At 64.0% G+C, this 17,710-nt stretch carries 20 protein-coding genes and 1 riboswitch; of the genes, 10 read left to right on the top strand and 10 right to left on the bottom strand.

All coding sequences use genetic code 11. The features are described from left to right. Nucleotides 1–49 precede the first annotated feature (49 nt). Nucleotides 50–829 (top strand): AraC family transcriptional regulator, encoded by a 780-nt coding sequence (locus G559_RS0120045; protein WP_028629959.1) that lies wholly within the window; start codon nucleotides 50–52, stop codon nucleotides 827–829. A gap of 50 nt (nucleotides 830–879) precedes the next feature. Here the strand turns inward: G559_RS0120045 and G559_RS0120040 are convergent, their stop codons facing one another. Beyond that, nucleotides 880–1,509, bottom strand: a complete 630-nt coding sequence (locus G559_RS0120040; RefSeq protein WP_028629958.1) for a LysE family translocator — start codon at nucleotides 1,507–1,509, stop codon at nucleotides 880–882. A gap of 82 nt (nucleotides 1,510–1,591) precedes the next feature. Between G559_RS0120040 and G559_RS0120035 the strand changes: the two genes are divergently transcribed. From G559_RS0120035 to G559_RS0120015, 5 genes are all read left to right on the top strand, one after another. Continuing rightward, nucleotides 1,592–2,554: a 2-hydroxyacid dehydrogenase gene (locus G559_RS0120035; protein WP_028629957.1), complete on the top strand. Its 963-nt coding sequence runs from the start codon at nucleotides 1,592–1,594 to the stop codon at nucleotides 2,552–2,554. A 52-nt stretch (nucleotides 2,555–2,606) separates the two neighbouring features. Further along, complete coding sequence (locus tag G559_RS0120030) at nucleotides 2,607–3,605, top strand: class I SAM-dependent methyltransferase (RefSeq protein ID WP_028629956.1); 999 nt, start codon at nucleotides 2,607–2,609, stop codon at nucleotides 3,603–3,605. Nucleotides 3,606–3,695: 90 nt separating this feature from the next. Further along, a complete protein-coding gene (locus G559_RS0120025; RefSeq protein WP_028629955.1) occupies nucleotides 3,696–5,171 on the top strand; it encodes an amino acid permease in 1,476 nt (491 codons plus the stop codon). Between the two features lie 48 nt (nucleotides 5,172–5,219). After that, nucleotides 5,220–5,403: riboswitch (yybP-ykoY riboswitch) on the top strand. A gap of 30 nt (nucleotides 5,404–5,433) precedes the next feature. Next, on the top strand, nucleotides 5,434–6,015 hold the full coding sequence (locus G559_RS0120020) for a TMEM165/GDT1 family protein (protein WP_028629954.1): 582 nt from the start codon (nucleotides 5,434–5,436) through the stop codon (nucleotides 6,013–6,015). 164 nt (nucleotides 6,016–6,179) lie between these two features. Next, the gene (locus tag G559_RS0120015; RefSeq protein ID WP_028629953.1) at nucleotides 6,180–6,623 is read left to right on the top strand and encodes a ketosteroid isomerase-related protein; all 444 of its coding nucleotides are present in this window, start codon (nucleotides 6,180–6,182) and stop codon (nucleotides 6,621–6,623) included. Here G559_RS0120015 and G559_RS0120010 read toward each other — a convergent pair whose 3' ends face one another. Continuing rightward, complete coding sequence (locus tag G559_RS0120010; protein ID WP_028629952.1) at nucleotides 6,624–7,607, bottom strand: NAD-dependent epimerase/dehydratase family protein; 984 nt, start codon at nucleotides 7,605–7,607, stop codon at nucleotides 6,624–6,626. It abuts the gene before it with no gap. A 113-nt stretch (nucleotides 7,608–7,720) separates the two neighbouring features. Continuing rightward, the gene (locus G559_RS0120005) at nucleotides 7,721–8,539 is read right to left on the bottom strand and encodes a M48 family metallopeptidase (protein ID WP_028629951.1); all 819 of its coding nucleotides are present in this window, start codon (nucleotides 8,537–8,539) and stop codon (nucleotides 7,721–7,723) included. 175 nt (nucleotides 8,540–8,714) lie between these two features. Between G559_RS0120005 and G559_RS0120000 the strand changes: the two genes are divergently transcribed. Beyond that, nucleotides 8,715–10,853 (top strand): methyl-accepting chemotaxis protein, encoded by a 2,139-nt coding sequence (locus G559_RS0120000; RefSeq protein ID WP_028629950.1) that lies wholly within the window; start codon nucleotides 8,715–8,717, stop codon nucleotides 10,851–10,853. A gap of 49 nt (nucleotides 10,854–10,902) precedes the next feature. Here the strand turns inward: G559_RS0120000 and G559_RS0119995 are convergent, their stop codons facing one another. The 3 genes from G559_RS0119995 to G559_RS0119985 are packed head-to-tail and all read right to left on the bottom strand — an operon-like array spanning nucleotide 10,903 to nucleotide 11,984. Next, nucleotides 10,903–11,517: an SOS response-associated peptidase gene (locus G559_RS0119995; RefSeq protein ID WP_028629949.1), complete on the bottom strand. Its 615-nt coding sequence runs from the start codon at nucleotides 11,515–11,517 to the stop codon at nucleotides 10,903–10,905. Between the two features lie 24 nt (nucleotides 11,518–11,541). Next, complete coding sequence (locus tag G559_RS0119990; RefSeq protein WP_028629948.1) at nucleotides 11,542–11,802, bottom strand: putative signal transducing protein; 261 nt, start codon at nucleotides 11,800–11,802, stop codon at nucleotides 11,542–11,544. Further along, a complete protein-coding gene (locus G559_RS0119985) occupies nucleotides 11,802–11,984 on the bottom strand; it encodes a CPXCG motif-containing cysteine-rich protein (RefSeq protein ID WP_028629947.1) in 183 nt (60 codons plus the stop codon). The genes G559_RS0119990 and G559_RS0119985 overlap by 1 nt, the downstream gene beginning before the upstream one ends. A gap of 105 nt (nucleotides 11,985–12,089) precedes the next feature. Between G559_RS0119985 and G559_RS0119980 the strand changes: the two genes are divergently transcribed. Then, nucleotides 12,090–13,253, top strand: a complete 1,164-nt coding sequence (locus G559_RS0119980; protein ID WP_028629946.1) for a 1-acyl-sn-glycerol-3-phosphate acyltransferase — start codon at nucleotides 12,090–12,092, stop codon at nucleotides 13,251–13,253. Between the two features lie 62 nt (nucleotides 13,254–13,315). Here G559_RS0119980 and G559_RS0119975 read toward each other — a convergent pair whose 3' ends face one another. Further along, entirely contained in the window at nucleotides 13,316–13,600 is a 285-nt protein-coding gene (locus G559_RS0119975; protein ID WP_028629945.1) for a hypothetical protein, read from the bottom strand. Nucleotides 13,601–13,833: 233 nt separating this feature from the next. Next, nucleotides 13,834–14,415 carry a YajG family lipoprotein gene (locus G559_RS0119970; protein WP_028629944.1) on the bottom strand — a complete coding sequence of 194 codons (582 nt, stop codon included), beginning with the start codon at nucleotides 14,413–14,415 and terminating at the stop codon, nucleotides 13,834–13,836. A 175-nt stretch (nucleotides 14,416–14,590) separates the two neighbouring features. Between G559_RS0119970 and G559_RS0119965 the strand changes: the two genes are divergently transcribed. Beyond that, on the top strand, nucleotides 14,591–14,824 hold the full coding sequence (locus G559_RS0119965) for a hypothetical protein (RefSeq protein WP_028629943.1): 234 nt from the start codon (nucleotides 14,591–14,593) through the stop codon (nucleotides 14,822–14,824). 308 nt (nucleotides 14,825–15,132) lie between these two features. Next, the gene (mqo, locus tag G559_RS0119960) at nucleotides 15,133–16,695 is read left to right on the top strand and encodes a malate dehydrogenase (quinone) (RefSeq protein ID WP_256658055.1); all 1,563 of its coding nucleotides are present in this window, start codon (nucleotides 15,133–15,135) and stop codon (nucleotides 16,693–16,695) included. 156 nt (nucleotides 16,696–16,851) lie between these two features. Here mqo and G559_RS0119955 read toward each other — a convergent pair whose 3' ends face one another. Then, a complete protein-coding gene (locus tag G559_RS0119955) occupies nucleotides 16,852–17,139 on the bottom strand; it encodes a PA4642 family protein (RefSeq protein ID WP_028629941.1) in 288 nt (95 codons plus the stop codon). Nucleotides 17,140–17,202: 63 nt separating this feature from the next. Next, nucleotides 17,203–17,691 (bottom strand): hypothetical protein, encoded by a 489-nt coding sequence (locus G559_RS0119950; RefSeq protein ID WP_028629940.1) that lies wholly within the window; start codon nucleotides 17,689–17,691, stop codon nucleotides 17,203–17,205. Nucleotides 17,692–17,710 lie beyond the last annotated feature (19 nt).

Here is a 17,710-nt window from a genome sequence, read left to right as displayed (position 1 = left end):
TAGGTTGTCAACTAAGAATCAACCGGCCACAGAAGTCATCGAATCGGACATGCTGATCAGACTCCACCAGCACGACCGCCTGAGCGCAGTTGCGCGCGACTATCAGGACGGCGCCCACGTCGAACGCCACTGCCACGAGGAAGCACAATTCCTCTACGCCGCACGCGGCCTGATGCGCCTGGTCACGACAGCCGGCGCCTGGGTGATACCTCCGACCCAGGCGGTGTGGATTCCACCGGGCGTGGAGCACCAGATATTCATGGCCGGACAGGTGCAGATGCGCACCCTGTTCATCGCCGCCGATGCCGTTCCCGCCTCCCTCGACGACTGCTGCGTGCTGGCGGTCCCGCCGCTGCTGCGGGAACTGATCCTGCGCGCCGTTCAACTGGAGGAGATGGACGCCGAGGAGCACAGGGCCCTGGTGCAACGGCTGTTACTCCACGAAATCGCCGCCCTGGAGCACATGCCCCTGCACCTGCCATTGCCAGAGGACCGACGCCTGCGAGCCATCTGTCTGGCACTGCTGAAAGCGCCGGAGCAGGACCGCACACTGGAAGATTGGGGACTGGAGGTAGGCGCCAGTAGCCGCACCCTGGCCCGGCTGTTCGCCCGCGAACTGGGCATGAGCTTCAACGACTGGCGCCAGCAGTTGCGGCTGACTGAGGCCCTGCCCCGCTTGCTGTCGGGACAGAGCGTGCAGAAAGTGGCCGTTGACCTTGGTTACGGCAGCGGCCGTGCCTTCAGCGCCATGTTCCGGCGCCTGCTGGGGAAGAACCCGAGGGAGTACGTGGCCAGCCTGGGGTTGCTGGCCACGCTGGAGAAGGAATGAACCATTGCCTGTAGGGGCCAAGCGAGCCGAAGGTTCGCGCCCTCAACGATTTACTTCAGCTCAGTAAAGGCCAGCTTGATCCCCAGCCCCACCAGCACCGCGCCCATCAGCCGGTCGAACCAGTGGCCCATGCGGGCAAAGCCTGCGCGCACGCGGCGGTGGCTGAACAGCAGTGCCACCAGGCTGAACCAGGCGGCAGTGGCGCACGCCAGGTAGACGCCATAGCCAGCCTGCACCGTCAGCGGCGTATGTGGATTGATGACCACGGTGAATAGCGACAGGAAGAACAGGGTCGCCTTCGGATTCAAGCCGTTGGTGACGAAGCCTGTGACGAAGGCGCCGCGCGGGCTGCGCTCGCCGGCCATGAGGGAGGCTTCTGCTGCCACCGGGTCTGCAGGTTTGGCCCGCAAGGCCTTGATGCCGATGTACAGCAGATAGGCGGCAGCCGCCCATTTCAACGCGTTGAACAGCATGATCGACTGCGACACGATCAGGCCGATGCCCAGCAGCGAATAGGCCACATGCACGAAGATGCCCATGCCCACCCCCAACGCCGTCCAGGTACCCGCACGGCGACCATGGGCCACGCTCTCGCGCACCACGATGGCGAAGTCCGGACCGGGACTGGCCACGGCCAGCAGGTGAATCAGGGCGACGGTGAGGAATTCCGTCCAGTACATGCGACCTCCGAGGGATGCAACAAGCTTTGATAGGCTGGCAACCTTACGCCTTCCAACGGACTCGCAAAAGGTACAGCCCCGCATGAACAGCAGCCGCGCCGTATTCCTCGACCACGCTTCTCTCGATCTTGGCGACCTCGACCTGGCCCCGCTGCGGCTGGCCTTCGGCGAGCTGCAACTGCATGTGCAGTCCGCTGCCGAAGAGGTTGCCGAGCGCTTGCGTGGCGCCCAGGTAGCCATCAGCAACAAGGTGCGCATCGACGCCGCCACCATGGCCGCGACCCCGGACCTCAAGCTGATCCTGGTAGCCGCCACCGGCACCAACAACATCGATCTGGAAGCCGCTCGCAAGCATGGCATCACCGTCTGCAACTGCCAGGGCTACGGCACGCCGTCGGTGGCCCAGCACACCCTGGCACTGTTGCTCGCGCTGGCCACCAGCCTGCCGGACTACCAGGCCGCCGTGCGCGCCGGCCGCTGGCAGCAAGCCAGCCAGTTCTGCCTGCTGGACTTTCCCATCATGGAACTGGAGGGCAAGACCCTGGGCCTGCTCGGCCACGGTGAGCTGGGTGGTGCAGTGGCGCGCCTGGCCGAAGCCTTTGGCATGCGCGTGCTGCTCGGCCAACTGCCCGGGCGCCCTCCCCGCGCCGACCGCCTGCCGCTGAGTGAGCTGTTGCCCCAGGTGGATGCACTGACCCTGCACTGCCCGCTCAATGAACAGACCCGCGACATGATCGGCACCGCCGAACTGGCCCTGATGAAACCGGGTGCCTTGCTGGTGAACACTGCCCGTGGCGGCCTGGTGAACGAAGCGGCCCTGGCCAGCGCCCTGCGCAGCGGCCATCTGGGCGGTGCCGCCACCGACGTACTGACTCAGGAGCCGCCGCGCGACGGCAACCCATTGCTGGCCGCCGACATCCCGCGCCTGATCGTCACGCCGCACAACGCCTGGGGCAGCCGCGAGGCCCGCCAGCGCATCGTGCAGCAACTCGCCGACAACGGCGTCGCCTGGCTGAAGGATTCGCCCGTCAGAGTCGTAAGCTAGTTCCTACAAGTTCCTGATAAAATTCGCTGCTTTTATCAGGATCTTTCTTCAGATGGACCCTCGCAGCGAAGTCCTGCTCAGGCAGGCGGAACTGTTCCAACGCCCGGTGCTGCTGGCCGGGCTGCCGGCGGATGACCTGCTCGGCACCTTGCCGCAGGCCAGCGGCTGGAGCTGGCACGCCGGTGAACAGGCAGCCCTGGAAGCCCGCTTCGCCGGGCGTAGCCAGTTCGGCACCACACCGCCGGACCTGCCCTTTGCCGCGGCCGTGCTATTCCTGCCCAAATCCCGCGAGCTCACCGACTACCTGCTGGCTGCGCTCGCCGCGCGCCTGCCCGGTGGCGAACTGTTCCTCGTCGGCGAGAAGCGCGGCGGCATCGAACGCGCCGCCAAACAATTGGCCACCCTCGGCAAGCCGCGCAAGCTGGACAGCGCGCGCCACTGCCAGCTCTGGCAGGTAAACATCGACCAGGCTCCCGCCGCCCCCGACCTGGAAGCCCTGGCCCAGCGCTATCGCCTGGACCTGACTGACGGCCCGCTGGAAGTAGTGAGCCTGCCTGGCGTGTTCAGCCATGGCCGACTGGACCGCGGCAGCGCCCTGCTCCTGCAGCAACTGGATGGCCTGCCCAGCGGCCATCTGCTGGACTTCGGTTGCGGTGCCGGGGTGCTCGGCGCGGTACTCAAGCGCCGTTATCCACAGAGCCAGCTGACCCTATTGGACGTGGATGCCTTCGCGGTCGCCAGCAGCCGCCTGACCCTGGCCGCCAATGGCCTGGAGGGCGACGTGATCGCTGCAGACGGTATCCATGGCGCGCCCGAAGGCCTGGCGGCAATCATCAGCAACCCGCCCTTCCACCAGGGTGTGCATACCGATTACCAGGCCAGCGAAGACTTGCTGCGCGAGGCCAGGGATCACCTGCTGCCAGGTGGCGAACTGCGCATCGTGGCCAACAGCTTCCTCAAATACCCGCCGCTTATCGAGTACCATCTCGGCCCCTGCCAGACCCTCGCCGAAGGGGATGGCTTCCGCATTTACCGTTCCCGCCGGGTCTGACCTGGCGGGCACCGCCTCAATACCCTTGCTCAAGCGGCATCCAATAGCCGCCCTCTCCCCCGGTCTCGGCCGGGGGATCTGGAGATCTTTGTGACCAATTTGAACACTGCCATCGCCACTCCACCCAAGGATGGGCTGCATCGCTCCCTCAAACCCCGCCACCTGAACATGATCGCCATCGGCGGCTCCATCGGTACTGGCCTGTTCGTCGCGTCCGGCGCCACGGTCGCGACTGCCGGACCGGGCGGCGCATTGCTGGCCTACGCGCTGATTGGCCTGATGGTCTACTTCCTGATGACCAGCCTGGGCGAGATGGCCGCGCACATCCCGGTTTCCGGCTCGTTCAGCACTTATGGCAGCCGCTTCGTCGACGATGGCTTCGGTTTCGCCCTGGGTTGGAACTATTGGTACAACTGGGCGGTGACCATTGCCGCTGAACTGGTAGCGGCGCAGCTGATCATGAGCTTCTGGCTGCCGGACGTGCCCGGCATCTACTGGAGCGCCCTGTTCCTCGGCCTGATGTTCCTGCTCAACGCGATCTCGGTGAAGGGCTTCGGCGAAAGCGAGTTCTGGTTCGCCCTGATCAAGGTCGTGACGGTGGTGGTGTTCATCGGCATTGGCCTGGCCACCATCTTCGGCATCATGGGCGGTATCGAGTCGCCTGGCTTCAGCAACTTCACCCTGGGTGACGCCCCCTTCGTCGGCGGCCTGCAGGCCATGGTCGGCGTCGCGATGATCGCCGGCTTCTCGTTCCAGGGCACCGAGTTGATCGGCATTGCCGCGGGCGAATCGGAGAACCCGAAGAAGAACATCCCCATCGCCATCCGCCAGGTGTTCTGGCGAATCCTGATGTTCTACATCCTGGCCATCTTCGTGATCGGCATGCTGATCCCCTACACCGAGCCGAACCTGCTGAAGAACGACGCCAGCGACATCAGCGTTTCACCCTTCACCCTGCTCTTCGAGCGCGCCGGTTTCGCTGCCGCGGCGAGCGTGATGAACGCGGTGATCCTTACCGCCATCCTCTCGGCCGGCAACTCGGGCATGTACGCGTCCAGCCGCATGCTTTACAACCTGGCGCTGCAGGGCAAGGCACCGAGGCTCTTCTCTCGCCTGTCCGCCAGCGGCGTGCCGCGCAACGCCCTCTACGCCACTACCCTGGTCGGCGCGCTGTGTTTCTTCACCTCGATCGTCGGCGACAGCACCCTCTACACCTGGCTGCTGAACACCTCGGGCATGTGTGGCTTCATCGCCTGGCTGGGCATCGCCATCTCCCACTACCGCTTTCGCAAGGGCTACCTGTCCCAGGGCGGTCGCCTGGAAGACCTGCCCTACCGCGCCAAGCTGTTTCCCTTCGGCCCGCTGTTCGCCTTCATCCTGTGCCTGGCAATCACCCTGGGGCAGAACTACCAGGCGTTCTTCGGTGATCGCATCGACTGGGCGGGCCTTGCGGCCACCTACATCAGCCTTCCGCTGTTCCTCGCCATTTGGTTGGGTTACCGCCTGAAGAAGGGCAGCCGCCTGGTGAACTACGCGGAGATGGATGTGCGCGGCGGCGACAACTGACCGACCGGCAATTCGCGCTTGCCGGGGCGACCCGGCTTGTGCAAAATGCGCCCCGTCCTAGGGGAGTAGTCTCCCGCGAGCGCCCTGCTCGCATGGCATGCGTCAACACACTTGGTCCACAGACCATGGCGCATGCGACCCAGAGCCTGCATAGACAGGCCCGCGGTTTGACAAGACCTATGACACATACAACCTGACCCGGGGTGGGCAGATTGCGTGTGTCATGGTGATTAGTCGACCCGCCCCCGTAGGAACCCTGATGCTGGAATCCCTCTTCGTCCCGACCCTGATCGTTGCCCTCGCCGAAATCGGTGACAAGACTCAGTTGCTCGCACTTCTGCTCGCCGCTCGCTTCCGCAAGCCTTGGCCGATCATCTGGGGCATCGTCGCCGCTACCCTGGCCAACCATTTCGCCGCCGGTGCGGTGGGTTCGTGGGTCGCCAGCTTCTTCTCCGCCGCCACCCTGAGCTGGATTCTTGCCGCCTCTTTCGCCGCCGTCGCCCTCTGGACCCTGGTACCGGACAAGCTGGATGACGACGAAGAATCCGGGCTGAAGAAGTACGGCCCGTTCCTCACCACCCTGATCGCCTTCTTCCTCGCCGAAATGGGCGACAAAACCCAGGTCGCCACTGTGATGCTGGCAGCGCAGTACCCGCATTTCGTGATGGTGGTCCTGGGCACCACCCTCGGCATGCTGATTGCCAACGTCCCGGTGGTGCTGGCCGGCAACTTCGCGGCTGATCGCCTGCCACTGACGCTGATCCGCCGCCTGGCCGCCGTCGCCTTCGCCGCCCTGGCCGTCTACGCCATATACGAAGCGCTGAAGCTCAGCGGAATGATCTGACCGGCCCCGCACAGCCTTTCGTAGGATAGGTTGAGCGACGCTCAAGCGGAGCGCCGCCGGCCACATCCTACGAAGTTGCCTCCAACCGGCGGCGTTTCGGCCAATGGCTGGAACGAGCGTACTGGTAAAGTGACGCGCTGGATCAAGGCGCAGGGGAGCGCATCGTGTCACTGGACGATATGAAAAGGCTGGTTCGCCAGCACATCGAGCTGTCGTGGAACAAAGGCCGCCTGGCCCTGGCCGAGCAGTTGCAGAGCAAGGACTTTCTCTACAAGAGCTCCTTCATTGGCCGGCCCCTCAACAGCGCCGCCTACAGCCAGATGGTGGCGAACATCCGCGATGCCATGCCCGACCTGGAAGTGGTGGTGGAGGAATGCATAGCCGAAGGCAACAAGGTGGTGACCTGGTGCACCCTGATCGGCAGCATCCAGAAGCCTGCCCTGGGCTATCCACCCAGCGACAGGATTCTCAGCATCTCGGCCATGGCCTTCTGGACCCTCAATAGCCTGGGTGAGGTACAGGAGATCTGCACCATGTTCGACATGGAAAGCTTCCGCGCCCAGCTCGGCCTCTCGACCCAGCCCCTGGCCGAGAAAGCCCTGCCCTGATCACAGATAGCCGTTGGCCCGGAACCAGCCAATGGTGCGTTCCAGGGTGACCTCCAGCGGCGTCTCGGCAACGAAGCCCAGTTCGTGCTGGGCCTTGCTGCCATCCAGGAACTGCCCGCCGGCCATCACCGCGATGGCCGTATCATCCAGCTTCGGCAACTCGCCTGAGAGCCGGTAACGCATCCTGCCGAGCGCCGCCATGCCCTTGGCCAACGCCAGCGGCATCGGTTGCGGCGGCTGCACGCCAAGCAGGTTGGCGATACGCTCAGTCAGTTCGGCCATCTCGATGTTCTGTCCGGCCAGCAGGTAACGCTCGCCCACCCGCCCCTTCTCCAGCGCCAGCAACAGGCCGCGCCCAGCATCGGCGGCATCCACCACGTTGCGCCGGCCGGGTACATAGTGGGTCATCCAACCTTGGGCCATGGCGGTGATGAGGCGCCCGGTACTGGGGACGGCATCGAACTCGCCGAGGCACATACCAGGAATTCCGATGATCACCGGCAGGCCGCTACGGGCCTGTTCACGGGCCTGTTCATCCAGCGCCCACTTGCTCAGCAGATAAGCGTTCTTCCAGCGCGGCATGCCTTCATAGAACAACCCCTCGTGACCGGGCAGGCCTTCGGGATGGCGAGGCAGGGCAATGGCAGCGCCGGTATAGAGAATGCGCGGCACGTGGGCAGCGAGGCAGGCGGCGTAGAAGTGGTTGGTCTCGTCGAGGGCGCTGGCAACCTCTTCCTGCCAGCGGCGCGGCCGCTTCGGGTAGCCTGCGGCGCAGAAGATCACACCGTCGAGGCCACTGAGCGTGCGAGTGAGACCGGCATGATCGAGCAGTTCGGCGGACCGGCACTCGGGCTCCAGGTAGGCCAGCCGCTCGATCCGTGACGACGGCCGATGTATCAGCACCAGCTGGTGCCCCGCGGCTTTCACCGCCCGAGCCGTGTGATGGCCGAGCAAGCCGGTTGCTCCAAGTACGGCGATTTTCACTGCAGCTCCTCATCCGTTGGAGATTCGCCACCCCGGAGAGTCCGAAGTGGCGGCAAGCAGTCTAGAACGCGGGTTGCCGGGATGCCAGCCGCTGGGCCGGCACCTTGCCCTCCTCAGCGTTGCCCCTTGGCCTGCTGGTACAGCGGCATCACTTTCGGAATGGCCGCCTTCAGCGACGACATCCGCGAGCTGGAGGACGGGTGCGTGCTCATGAACTCCGGCGGCGCACCACCACCGGCCTGCTCCATCTTCTGCCAGAGGGTGATCGCGGCGTTCGGGTCGTAACCGGCACGGGCGGCGAGTTCCAGGCCGATCAAGTCCGCCTCGTTCTCGTTGGACCGACTGTTGGGCAGGGTCATCAGGTAGTCGACACCTGCATTGGCCATGCCCAGGCCGGCCTGACCGACGCCCAGCACCGAACCAATCTGGTTGGCCATTTGCACGCCATAGGCCTTGGTCATGGCTTCACGGCTGTGTTCGCGCAGGGCGTGGGCGATCTCGTGGCCCATCACCGCCGCCAGTTCGTCATCGGTGAGTTTGAGCTTATCGATCAAGCCGCTGTAGACGATGATCTTGCCACCCGGACCGCAGTTGGCGTTGAGCTCGTCGCTGTCGATCACGTTGGCTTCCCACGCCCATTGCGCGGCATCCGGACGGAACGCGGACGTCTGGGCGATCAGGCGCTTGGCAATCGCGTCGACACGACGGGCATCGGTGCTGTTCTTGTCCAGCACGCCCTTTTGCGAGGCCTCGCTCAGGGTCTGCTGGTAGGACTTGGCGTACATCTGATTGAGCTCGGCACTCGACAGCGTGCTGAGCATGTACTGCTTGCGCTCGACGCCCACTGCCCCGCCGCTGGTGGTGTTGACGGCCTGGCATCCTGCCAGGAGCAGGGCCGCGGTCAGCCCGGACAGGTAAAACAGCTTGGCCATGATGGCTCTCCATCTCTTTGCGAGGTCGGTAATGCTACGGCCGGCCAGATAACCCGGCAACCGCGTCGCATGTAGACAAGCCGGCGACGCTTTTATCTGCATGGGCGATTTAGGAAATTTCACAGTGCTGCCGATATACAGATGCAAGGTGAAGTCCTTTTTCCCCGGAGCCCCCATGAAGTTCAGGTCCATTCAATTCTCCATCGCAGCCTTGGCAGGAGCCAGCGTGCTGGCGGTGGTTGCCGCCCTGGTGCTCTACGCCCTGTTTTCCGGTGCGAAAACCCAGGAACTGGTGCAGCAACGAACCCAGGCGCTGCTCGAGCAGGTCATCAACGAGCGGCTGGTGGCCCTTGCCAGTTCCCAGGTCAGCCAGATCCAGCGCGAGCTGGAATTGCCGCTGGGCATCGCCAAGAACATGGCCAACCTCAACAGCCTGCTGGGGGAAACCGATGAGGCCGGCAATCCAAAGCTGAGCATCAGCCGCGAGCAGCTCAACAATCTGGTGCGCCAGACCACGGAGCGCAATCCCAAGCTGAACGGTAGCTACATCGGCTGGGAGCCTAATGCCATCGACGGCGCCGATGCCAACTACGCGGGACAGAAAGGCAACGGCTACGACGGTACCGGCCGCTTCCTGCCTTGGTGGTTCCGCAACGCAGACGGCAGCCTGGGCCAGGACGCCATTGGTTTCATGGAAAGCGAGAAGATGCTCAACACGGGCGTCCGCGAAGGCGAGTACTACCTCTGCCCGAAAGAACGCAAGAAACCCTGCGCCATCGACCCCGCACCCTATGACGTGGGCGGCAAGATCATGATCCTTTCGTCCTTTACCGCGCCGATCATGATCAAGGGCGAATTCCGCGGCATCAGTGGCGCCGACTTCTCCCTGAATTTCATCCAGGACCTGCTGACCAAGGCCGACCAGCAGCTTTACGACGGTGCCGGCGACATGGCCCTGATCGCCAGCAACAACCGCCTGGTGGCCTACTCCAGGGACAGCGCCAAACTGGGTGAAGAAGCCGCCAAGGTGTTCGACACCAGCACCATGGACAGCCTGCGCGGGTTCTCCGGCAATCAGCCGTCCTACCGCATCGACCAGGCCAGCCAGCGCATCGAACTGATGGTGCCGTTCGGCATCGGCGACACCGACGCCCGCTGGGTGCTGCTGATCCAACTGCCGGTGCAGGCAGTGATGAAGGAACTGTCCCAGTTGCAGGGCGACCTCGCCGCCCAGCGCGACGCCGATATCTTCGGCATGACCCTGGTGGGGCTGCTCATCGCCGGTCTCGGCCTGCTGGTGATCTGGTTCGTCGGCTACGGCATCGCCCGTCCGCTACGCCAGATGGTCGGCATGCTCGACGATATCGCCAAGGGCGACGGCGACCTGACCCAACGCCTGCACAACAACCGGGCCGATGAAATGGGCGCCATCGCGGGCGGTTTCAACACCTTCCTCGGCAAGCTGCAATCGATGATCAGCCAGGTGGTGACCTCGGTGCAGAAGGTCAGCGATTCGTCCGAGCACACCGCCGACATCGCCATCCGCACCAACCAGGGCGTGCAGAAGCAACTGGCGGAGATCGAGCTGGTGGCCACCGCCGTCCATGAGATGACCGCCACCGCCCAGGACGTGGCGCGCAATGCAACCCACGCGGCGGAAGCGGCCAGCCATGCCGACCAGGCAGCCAACCACGGCAAGCGCATCGTCCACAGCACCGCCGAAGCCATCTCCGCCCTGGCCACCGAGATCGGCCGCGCCGTGGGCGTGGTGCAGAACCTGGCCAAGGACAGCGAGAACATCAACGCCATCCTGGTGGCCATCCGTGGCATCGCCGAGCAGACCAACCTGCTGGCGCTGAACGCGGCCATCGAGGCAGCGCGTGCGGGTGAGCAGGGCCGCGGCTTCGCTGTGGTTGCCGACGAGGTGCGCAACCTGGCGCAAAAGACCCAGCAGGCCACCGAAGAAATCCAGACGATGATCCAGCAACTGCAGCACGGCACCCGTGAAGTGGTGAAGGTGATGCAGGACAGCCAGGAGAAGACCGACACCAGCGTGCAGCACGCCAACGAGGCCGCCCATGCGCTGGAGTCGATCACCCAGGCGGTATCGGTGATCAACGACATGAACACCCAGATCGCCAGCGCGGCCGAGGAACAGAGCGCAGTGGCCGAAGACATCAACCGCAACGTGATCAACATCGGCCAGGTGGCCAACGAGGTCGCCGGCGGTGCCGACGAAGCCTCCCAGGCCAGCGCCGAACTGACCAAGCTGGCCGAGCAGCAAAGGCGGCTGATCAATCAGTTCAGGGTGTAAAACCAAAAGCCCCTCTCGAAGAGGGGCTTTTTCGTAGGAAAAGGGCGCCTCAAGCCGGCGTCAGGCACTCCGGCCCGTCCAGCTTCGGGTCATTCACCAGGTTCGCCAGGGGGCGTTCGCGCAACTGCGGCCCCGGCCTGGCCAGCAGTTCGAGCAACTGCATTGGCGTCGAATCAGCGGCCAGCCAGAGCCGCTGGCCTTCCTCGTCCAGCACCAGCGGGCGACGCAGGTCGGCCACGGGCTGGGTGACCATCGCCAGGCTGAGGTATTCCATGCCACCGACCGGATAGGCCTCCCACAGCGCGGCGAAGTACATGATTCCGCCTTCGGCGCTGACCCAGTAGGGCCGCTTGCGCACACCGCGCCACTCGTAGAATCCGTTGGCCAGGATCAGGCAGCGCCGCGAACGGAAGGCTTCGCGGAACATCGGCTGGTCGGCCAGGGTTTCGACACGGGCGTGGGCGGGGGTCTTCGACAGGTCGGTGAGCCAGGCCGGAGTCAACCCCCAGCGGGCCATGTCGGCGCGGCGTTGGTCACCCAGTTCACGCAGCATCAATACCCGGCCACCGGGGGCCAGGTTCCAGTGCGGTTGATGGTCGGCGGGGAAACCAGGAAGGGCCGCCAGTGCAGGCGTCCAGCGAAACAGGGCGAAACGTCCAGACATGGGGCAGCCTGTTCAGGTCGGGGATCAGCAGAGCAGCGTGCCGGGATAGCTGTCAGGCTCTTCGCCCGGCAGGGGTTGCGCGGCATTGTACGCGGCGATCAACCCGCTGGCGCGTTCGGCGTCGTCGTCCTCGACCAGCAGGCCGAGCAAGCCGAACATCGGTAGTTCCCCGATGCCCCCCAGCAGATGGCTACCGGCCAGGTGGGCCTCCACGCCCTCACTGGAGAGCATGCCCAGCAGCAGTTCGGCTTCGATCAGGTCCCTGGGCTCATAGATGCGCCGCATCAGTCATCCTCCCGGCGAACCTCCAGGCTCCAGTCCTGGCCGTCGGTCCAGAGCAGGAACAGGATGGGCCGGCAGCACACCGGACAATCTTCGATGTATTGCTGGTCGCCACCCGAGAGATCGAGCACAGCTTCGGCTGGCTCGCCGCAGTAAGGGCATTGGTAGTCCTCTGTTTCCAGCATCCCGCCTCCCGTGTGACTTGCCTGTATAATCGCCGGTCTATTTGACGCCCCGAACACCCGGGCCTCCCCCCCTTTACCCAGCCAATTCCAGAACAAGAGTGACCAATGGGCGAATTTGAAGCCATCCGACCCTATGACGATGCCGAGGTACCGGCAGTGCTCTCGCGCCTGTTCGCCGATGACGCCTTCCTCGGCACCCTCACCCGCTATCGTTTCCCGAAACTGGCGGGACCGCTGGGCTGGCTCCTCAAGCCTGTTATAGCTCATCGGCTACGTCGGGAGTTCGCCAGCATCGATTCGGTGGCCGCGTTGCAGGACCGCATCGAGCCCTATGTGGATAACACCATCGAGCGCGCCACCGACGGCGTGACCTACTCGGGCGTGGAACGCCTGAAGCCAGGCACCGCCTACCTGTTCCTGGCCAACCACCGCGACATCGTCATGGACCCGGCCTTCGTCAACTACGCCGTGTACCACGCAGGCCTTCCGACGCCCCGCATCGCCATCGGCGACAACCTGCTGCAGAAGCCCTACGTCAGCGACCTGATGCGCCTGAACAAGAGCTTCATCGTGCACCGCAACCTGGCTGGACGCCGCGAGAAGCTGGCAGCCTTCCAACTGCTGTCGGCCTACATCAATCACTCGATCCGCCAGGATGGACAGTCGATCTGGATCGCCCAGGCCGAGGGTCGCGCCAAGGACGGTGATGACCGCACCGATTCGGCGATCCTCAAGATGTTCCACATGAGTCGCAAGGACGAGCCCTTCTCGAATGTGATTCGTGACCTGCACCTGATTCCGGTATCCATCAGCTACGAGTACGACCCCTGCGACCAGGCCAAGGCTCGTGAACTGCAGATCCGCGCCAGCACGGGCAGCTACGCCAAGGCTGCGGGCGAAGACGACACCAGCATTGCCCTGGGCATCACCGGCTACAAGGGCCGGGTGCACATTGCCTTCGGTAGCGAGATCGGCAGCGCCAGCGAAGACGCCAAGCAACTGGCCCAGGAAATCGACAAACAGATCCTCGGCGGATATCGCCTGTTCCCGGTGCACTACCTGGCTTACGCCCTGTGGGGCGAACGCGACCCGGAACTGCAGGTCCCGACGGCAGCGGAAGTGTTCAGCGGCGACGAACTGGCTCGCGCCGAGGCCGAGTGGCAGAAACGCCTGGGCGCCTGCCCCGAAGAGCAACGCCCCTACCTGATCCAGCAGTACGCCACCCCGGTGCGCAATCAGTACCGGATCAAGGCAGGTCTACCGCTTTAACCAGGCTCCAGAACGCAAAACGGCGACCCTTGGGTCGCCGTTCTTGTTTTGCGCTGGTGCACTCAGAGTTGCGTACTGGCCCAAGACACGCCCAGGGCTACTGCCAAACTGAAATAGCCAAAACTGTAGAAGAAGCGATTGAGGCGCCGAGCAGACTCATCCTGCACGTCGGTGGTTTCCATCTCTTCCAGATCGCTCTCGGCAGCCAGACGGGCAATGGAACGCTGCTCGCGCAGACGGGTAGCCAGCAACACCCAGGCGCCGGCAGATGCAAAGAACAAAGCCAGGCCATTCACAACCTGTGCGGGGTGGGCCAGGAACATGGCCCAAAGCGCCTGCAGCGACATCTTCAACTCCGCTTCAGGCGGTGCGACCGTGCACGCAACCTGCAAGACAAGGAAATGTCCGCCCTAAACCAGGCGGCTTCTCGGAAGGCTCGGAGTTTACCGAAACCAGCCCCCCCTCACGTGGTCGTTCCGACGAATGCCGCTGCAACCGCTCCCACAAAGAACCCGCTGCACTGCAGTTGCACGCAGAAAAAAGCCCGGCGCTTGGCCGGGCTCCATCGTGCAGGGTTGCCTTACTGCGAAAGCACCTGACCGATGGTCGGGTCCTTGAAGGCACGGGTCAGGGCGTCGCTCAGCACATCGCTCACCAGCTTGGTGTTGGTCTGCTGGTTCGGTGCGGTACCGAAGCGCTGGTTCAGCGAGGCGCCGTACTTGCCGCTGTAGCGACGGGTGCTGTTCTGCACATCGACGCGGAAGCTGGCACTGATGTTGGCCTCGGTGACATAGGTTTCCTTGGGCGACTGGTACTTCAGATCGGCCAGGGTAAGGGTCAGCTGCGGCGCGTTGTAAGCGTTCGGGGACGGGGTGAAGCCCAGAAGGCGCACAGCGGCCTCGGCCTCAGCTTGCAGGCGCGGCAGGATGTCCTGGCTCTGCACGCTGATCGCGCTGGTGTCGGAATAGATGCCGCCACGGGTGCCAAGCACCGGGGACGGACGACCATCGGCGACGCGCACCACCACCGGCTGACCCTGGCCCATCGGGGTCAGCGGGCCGGTGAGTTTTGGTTGCGGGCTGAGTTGCTGCGGGCTGAGGGCACAGCCGACCAGGGTCAGGCTGAGGGCGGCCAGCAGGCCAAGCAACGGGCGTTTCAGCATGCTTTATCTCTCCAGGAGTGAAGGCAAAACGGCCGGCAGTATAACCAGCCAGCCAGGGTACTGACAGAGCGCCATTCCCGTGCAATGTCAGACCGCCATCCGTGCTTGCGGTTCCTGTCATGCCCTTGTCACGCCCGCGTGGGATAAAGGTGCTGCCCTGATTGGAGTAGTCCCGATGATCCTCTTCTGGTCCCTGTTCGCCCGTCGCCCGCAACGCCGCTGCTTTGCCCTGGTGGATACCGCCGGGATCTGCCGTGGCCTGCACCAGGGAATCGACTGCCCGGCCACCGGCAACTGGGTGGAAGTCCGCGAATCCAGCCTCGCCTGGCTCGACCAGCCCCTCCCCGCCAGCGCCCGCGTCGCACCGGTCGTCGGACAGCCTGCGCGTCGCCGCGCGTTGGCAGCCTGACCGGCGGAAGAAGAAAAGTCACAGCAAGCGCCCTATTCCCCCGATTTCATCGTTATAATCGCCCCCCGATTATAAGGTCGTCTCCTGATCGGGCCTCGCAACACCGCACCTCGCGCCAGCTTGGGCATCCGCACAGCCCCACAGAGAGCCGTCCACTTTTCGCGCTGCCACTCGTTGGTTCGCCGCATCCTTTCGCCCGAATTGCAAACGCTTTTTTGCAGGGACGCATGCGTAGTAACGCGCGCGCAGACGGAAGCGGCCTGCCCGGGGGTAGGCGATCCTTTTGAGGTTCACGTCTCCAAAAGAGCGTGAGAAGACGGTTTTTCACTACTTCACGAGAGAGTGGCGAGCAAATGGCGCAAAACGATTACGAAGCAGTGGACGTGTTGCTGGTCGGGGCCGGCATCATGAGCGCTACGCTGGCGGTACTGCTTAAAGAGCTCGATCCCGGCATCAAGCTGGAGATTGCAGAACTCCGGGAGTCGGGGGCCATCGAGAGCTCCAACCCCTGGAACAACGCAGGTACCGGCCATGCAGGCCTCTGCGAGCTGAATTACACGCCCCAGGCGGCCGATGGCTCCATCGACATCAAGAAGGCCGTCAGCATCAATGCCCAGTTCGAGGTCTCCAAGCAGTTCTGGGCCTACATGAGCGGCAAGAGCGCATTCGGCTCGCCCAAGACCTTCATCAACGCCGTCCCGCACCTTTCTTTCGTGCGCGGCGACAAGGACACCGCGTTCCTCAAGAAGCGCTTCGAGCTGCTCCGCCAGCACCACGCCTTCAGCGAGATGGAGTACACCGAAGACCGCGCCACCATGGCCAAATGGACGCCGCTGATGATGAAAGGCCGCGACGCGTCCGAGAAGATCGCCGCGACCCGCGCCATGAACGGCACCGACGTCAACTTCGGCGCGGTCACCAATCAGTTGCTGCAATACCTCACCAGCCTGTCGAACACCCGTGTCAGTTACTTCCAGAAGGTCACCGACCTCAACCGTACCGACAAGGGCTGGAAAGCCAGCATCAAGAACACCCAGACCGGCGCCAGCCGCGAAGTGTCCGCACGCTTCGTGTTCCTGGGTGCTGGCGGCGGCGCACTGCCGCTGCTGCAGCTCTCCGGCATCCCCGAAGGCAAGGGCTTCGGCGGCTTCCCGGTAAGCGGCCAGTGGCTGCGCTGCGACAACCCGGAAGTGGTCAAGCAGCACCAGGCCAAGGTCTACAGCCAGGCCGAAGTCGGCGCCCCGCCGATGTCCGTGCCGCATTTGGACACCCGTGTGGTCGATGGCAAGAAATCCCTGCTGTTCGGCCCTTACGCCGGCTTCACCACCAAGTTCCTCAAGCACGGTTCCTTCATGGACCTGCCGCTCTCGGTGCGCCCGAGCAATCTCGGCCCGATGCTGGCCGTGGCTCGCGACAACTTCGACCTGACCCGCTACCTGGTCAAGGAAGTGATGCAATCCCAGGAACAGCGCCTGGACGCCCTGCGCAAGTTCTATCCGGACCTGAACCCGGCCGACTGGCGCCTGGAAGTGGCCGGCCAGCGCGTGCAGATCATCAAGAAGGACGCCAAGAACGGCGGCATCCTGCAATTCGGCACCGAACTGGTCTCGGCCGAAGACGGCAGCATCGCAGCCCTGCTGGGTGCCTCTCCGGGTGCGTCCGTGACCGTGTCCATCATGCTCAACCTGATCGAGCGCTGCTTCGCCGAACAGACCCGTTCCGAGCAGTGGGTTGCCAAGCTGAAGGAAATCTTCCCGGCCCGCGAGAAGGCCCTGGAAAGCGACGCGGCCCTGTACCGCGAAGTCAGCACCCGCTCCGACGAGCGCCTGGGCTTGGCCAGCGTCGACACCGCGACCCAGAGCATCGCCTGAGCCTCGGCATCACGCTGATCGAAAAAACCGCCCTTCGGGGCGGTTTCTTTTTGTCTGCTGGAAGCCGTCTCGAAACGCCTGTCTTGTGCGAGCCGAGCATCAGCGCCAACGAAAAAGCCCCGCTCGATGGCGGGGCTCGTTCGTCAGCGCAAGGTATCAGCCACGCGCAGCCTTGATCACTTCGATATAGGGCTCGGCCTGGCGCTGGTCCTGAATCAGGGCGATGAAGTCGTTGCCCTGCTCATCCTTGGCATTGAGGTCGTAACCGGCTTCGACGAAGAAGCCGACGAAGCGCTCGAAGTCATCGATACGCAGGCCACGGTAGGCCTTGATCAGCTTGTGCAGCGACGGCGGCGTGGAGTCAGCCGGCTCGACCGCGAGGAACAGCTTGATCGAGTCCTCGGAGATTTCTTCGCCAATCACCTGCTTCTTGTCTTTACGCATCGCTCACTTCTCTCGGGCCAGGTATCACGGGGCGGGCAGTTTACCCCCGCCCGGCCCCCACGCTCAACGCAGGCGTACCGCGCCGCTGTGCAGGTCGGCCCAGACATGGCCGTTGGGGTAGCTGAGGAACTGGCAATACACCGGCCCGTTGCGCAACAGATCAAGCACAGCCGTGTACTGCGCCATCGGGTAATTCAGGCTGAGGATGCGGCTCTGGGGGTCATAGCTCGGCTTCTTCAGGCTCTTGCCCTCGACGTCGAACTGGATCACCACCTGGCGCACATCGGCGCCCTTGCTCAGCGGCTTGCCCTTGAGGCGCACCACGGCGGGCGAGGTGATCGGAATCGGCTGCTGGCTGGACTGGCGCTGGCTACCCAACACGACCGAGTACTCGATGATCTGGATCAACTGCTGCTGATCAGGCTGTTCATGGCGCAGTGAAAGGTCGTCAGGCGGCAGGAATTGGGCATGCATGGGCGCGTTTTCGGCGGCGCCGAGGGGCAGGCTCAGAAACAGGACCAGGCAGGCCCCGAAGCGCAGGGAAACGGGCATCGACAACTCCGCAATCAGA

Origin of the sequence: Metapseudomonas resinovorans DSM 21078, assembly GCF_000423545.1 — a bacterium.
Classification (GTDB): Bacteria; Pseudomonadota; Gammaproteobacteria; order Pseudomonadales; family Pseudomonadaceae; genus Metapseudomonas; species Metapseudomonas resinovorans.
The sequence above is the reverse complement of the archived record's forward strand: the minus strand, read 5'-3'. Positions and strand labels throughout refer to the sequence as shown.

What these genes read in the sequence shown, in the direction of transcription:
- G559_RS0120040 (WP_028629958.1), bottom strand. Translation starts at nt 1,509, where the DNA reads ATGTACTGGACGGAATTCCTCACCGTCGCCCTGATTCACCTGCTGGCC.
- G559_RS0119985 (WP_028629947.1), bottom strand. Translation starts at nt 11,984, where the DNA reads ATGCTGGAAACAGAGGACTACCAATGCCCTTACTGCGGCGAGCCAGCC.
- G559_RS0119955 (WP_028629941.1), bottom strand. Translation starts at nt 17,139, where the DNA reads ATGCGTAAAGACAAGAAGCAGGTGATTGGCGAAGAAATCTCCGAGGAC.
- G559_RS0119990 (WP_028629948.1), bottom strand. Translation starts at nt 11,802, where the DNA reads ATGCGGCGCATCTATGAGCCCAGGGACCTGATCGAAGCCGAACTGCTG.
- G559_RS0119980 (WP_028629946.1), top strand. Translation starts at nt 12,090, where the DNA reads ATGGGCGAATTTGAAGCCATCCGACCCTATGACGATGCCGAGGTACCG.
- G559_RS0119995 (WP_028629949.1), bottom strand. Translation starts at nt 11,517, where the DNA reads ATGTCTGGACGTTTCGCCCTGTTTCGCTGGACGCCTGCACTGGCGGCC.
- G559_RS0119970 (WP_028629944.1), bottom strand. Translation starts at nt 14,415, where the DNA reads ATGCTGAAACGCCCGTTGCTTGGCCTGCTGGCCGCCCTCAGCCTGACC.
- G559_RS0120030 (WP_028629956.1), top strand. Translation starts at nt 2,607, where the DNA reads ATGGACCCTCGCAGCGAAGTCCTGCTCAGGCAGGCGGAACTGTTCCAA.
- G559_RS0120035 (WP_028629957.1), top strand. Translation starts at nt 1,592, where the DNA reads ATGAACAGCAGCCGCGCCGTATTCCTCGACCACGCTTCTCTCGATCTT.
- G559_RS0119965 (WP_028629943.1), top strand. Translation starts at nt 14,591, where the DNA reads ATGATCCTCTTCTGGTCCCTGTTCGCCCGTCGCCCGCAACGCCGCTGC.
- G559_RS0119950 (WP_028629940.1), bottom strand. Translation starts at nt 17,691, where the DNA reads ATGCCCGTTTCCCTGCGCTTCGGGGCCTGCCTGGTCCTGTTTCTGAGC.
- G559_RS0120045 (WP_028629959.1), top strand. Translation starts at nt 50, where the DNA reads ATGCTGATCAGACTCCACCAGCACGACCGCCTGAGCGCAGTTGCGCGC.
- G559_RS0119975 (WP_028629945.1), bottom strand. Translation starts at nt 13,600, where the DNA reads ATGTCGCTGCAGGCGCTTTGGGCCATGTTCCTGGCCCACCCCGCACAG.
- G559_RS0120000 (WP_028629950.1), top strand. Translation starts at nt 8,715, where the DNA reads ATGAAGTTCAGGTCCATTCAATTCTCCATCGCAGCCTTGGCAGGAGCC.
- G559_RS0120005 (WP_028629951.1), bottom strand. Translation starts at nt 8,539, where the DNA reads ATGGCCAAGCTGTTTTACCTGTCCGGGCTGACCGCGGCCCTGCTCCTG.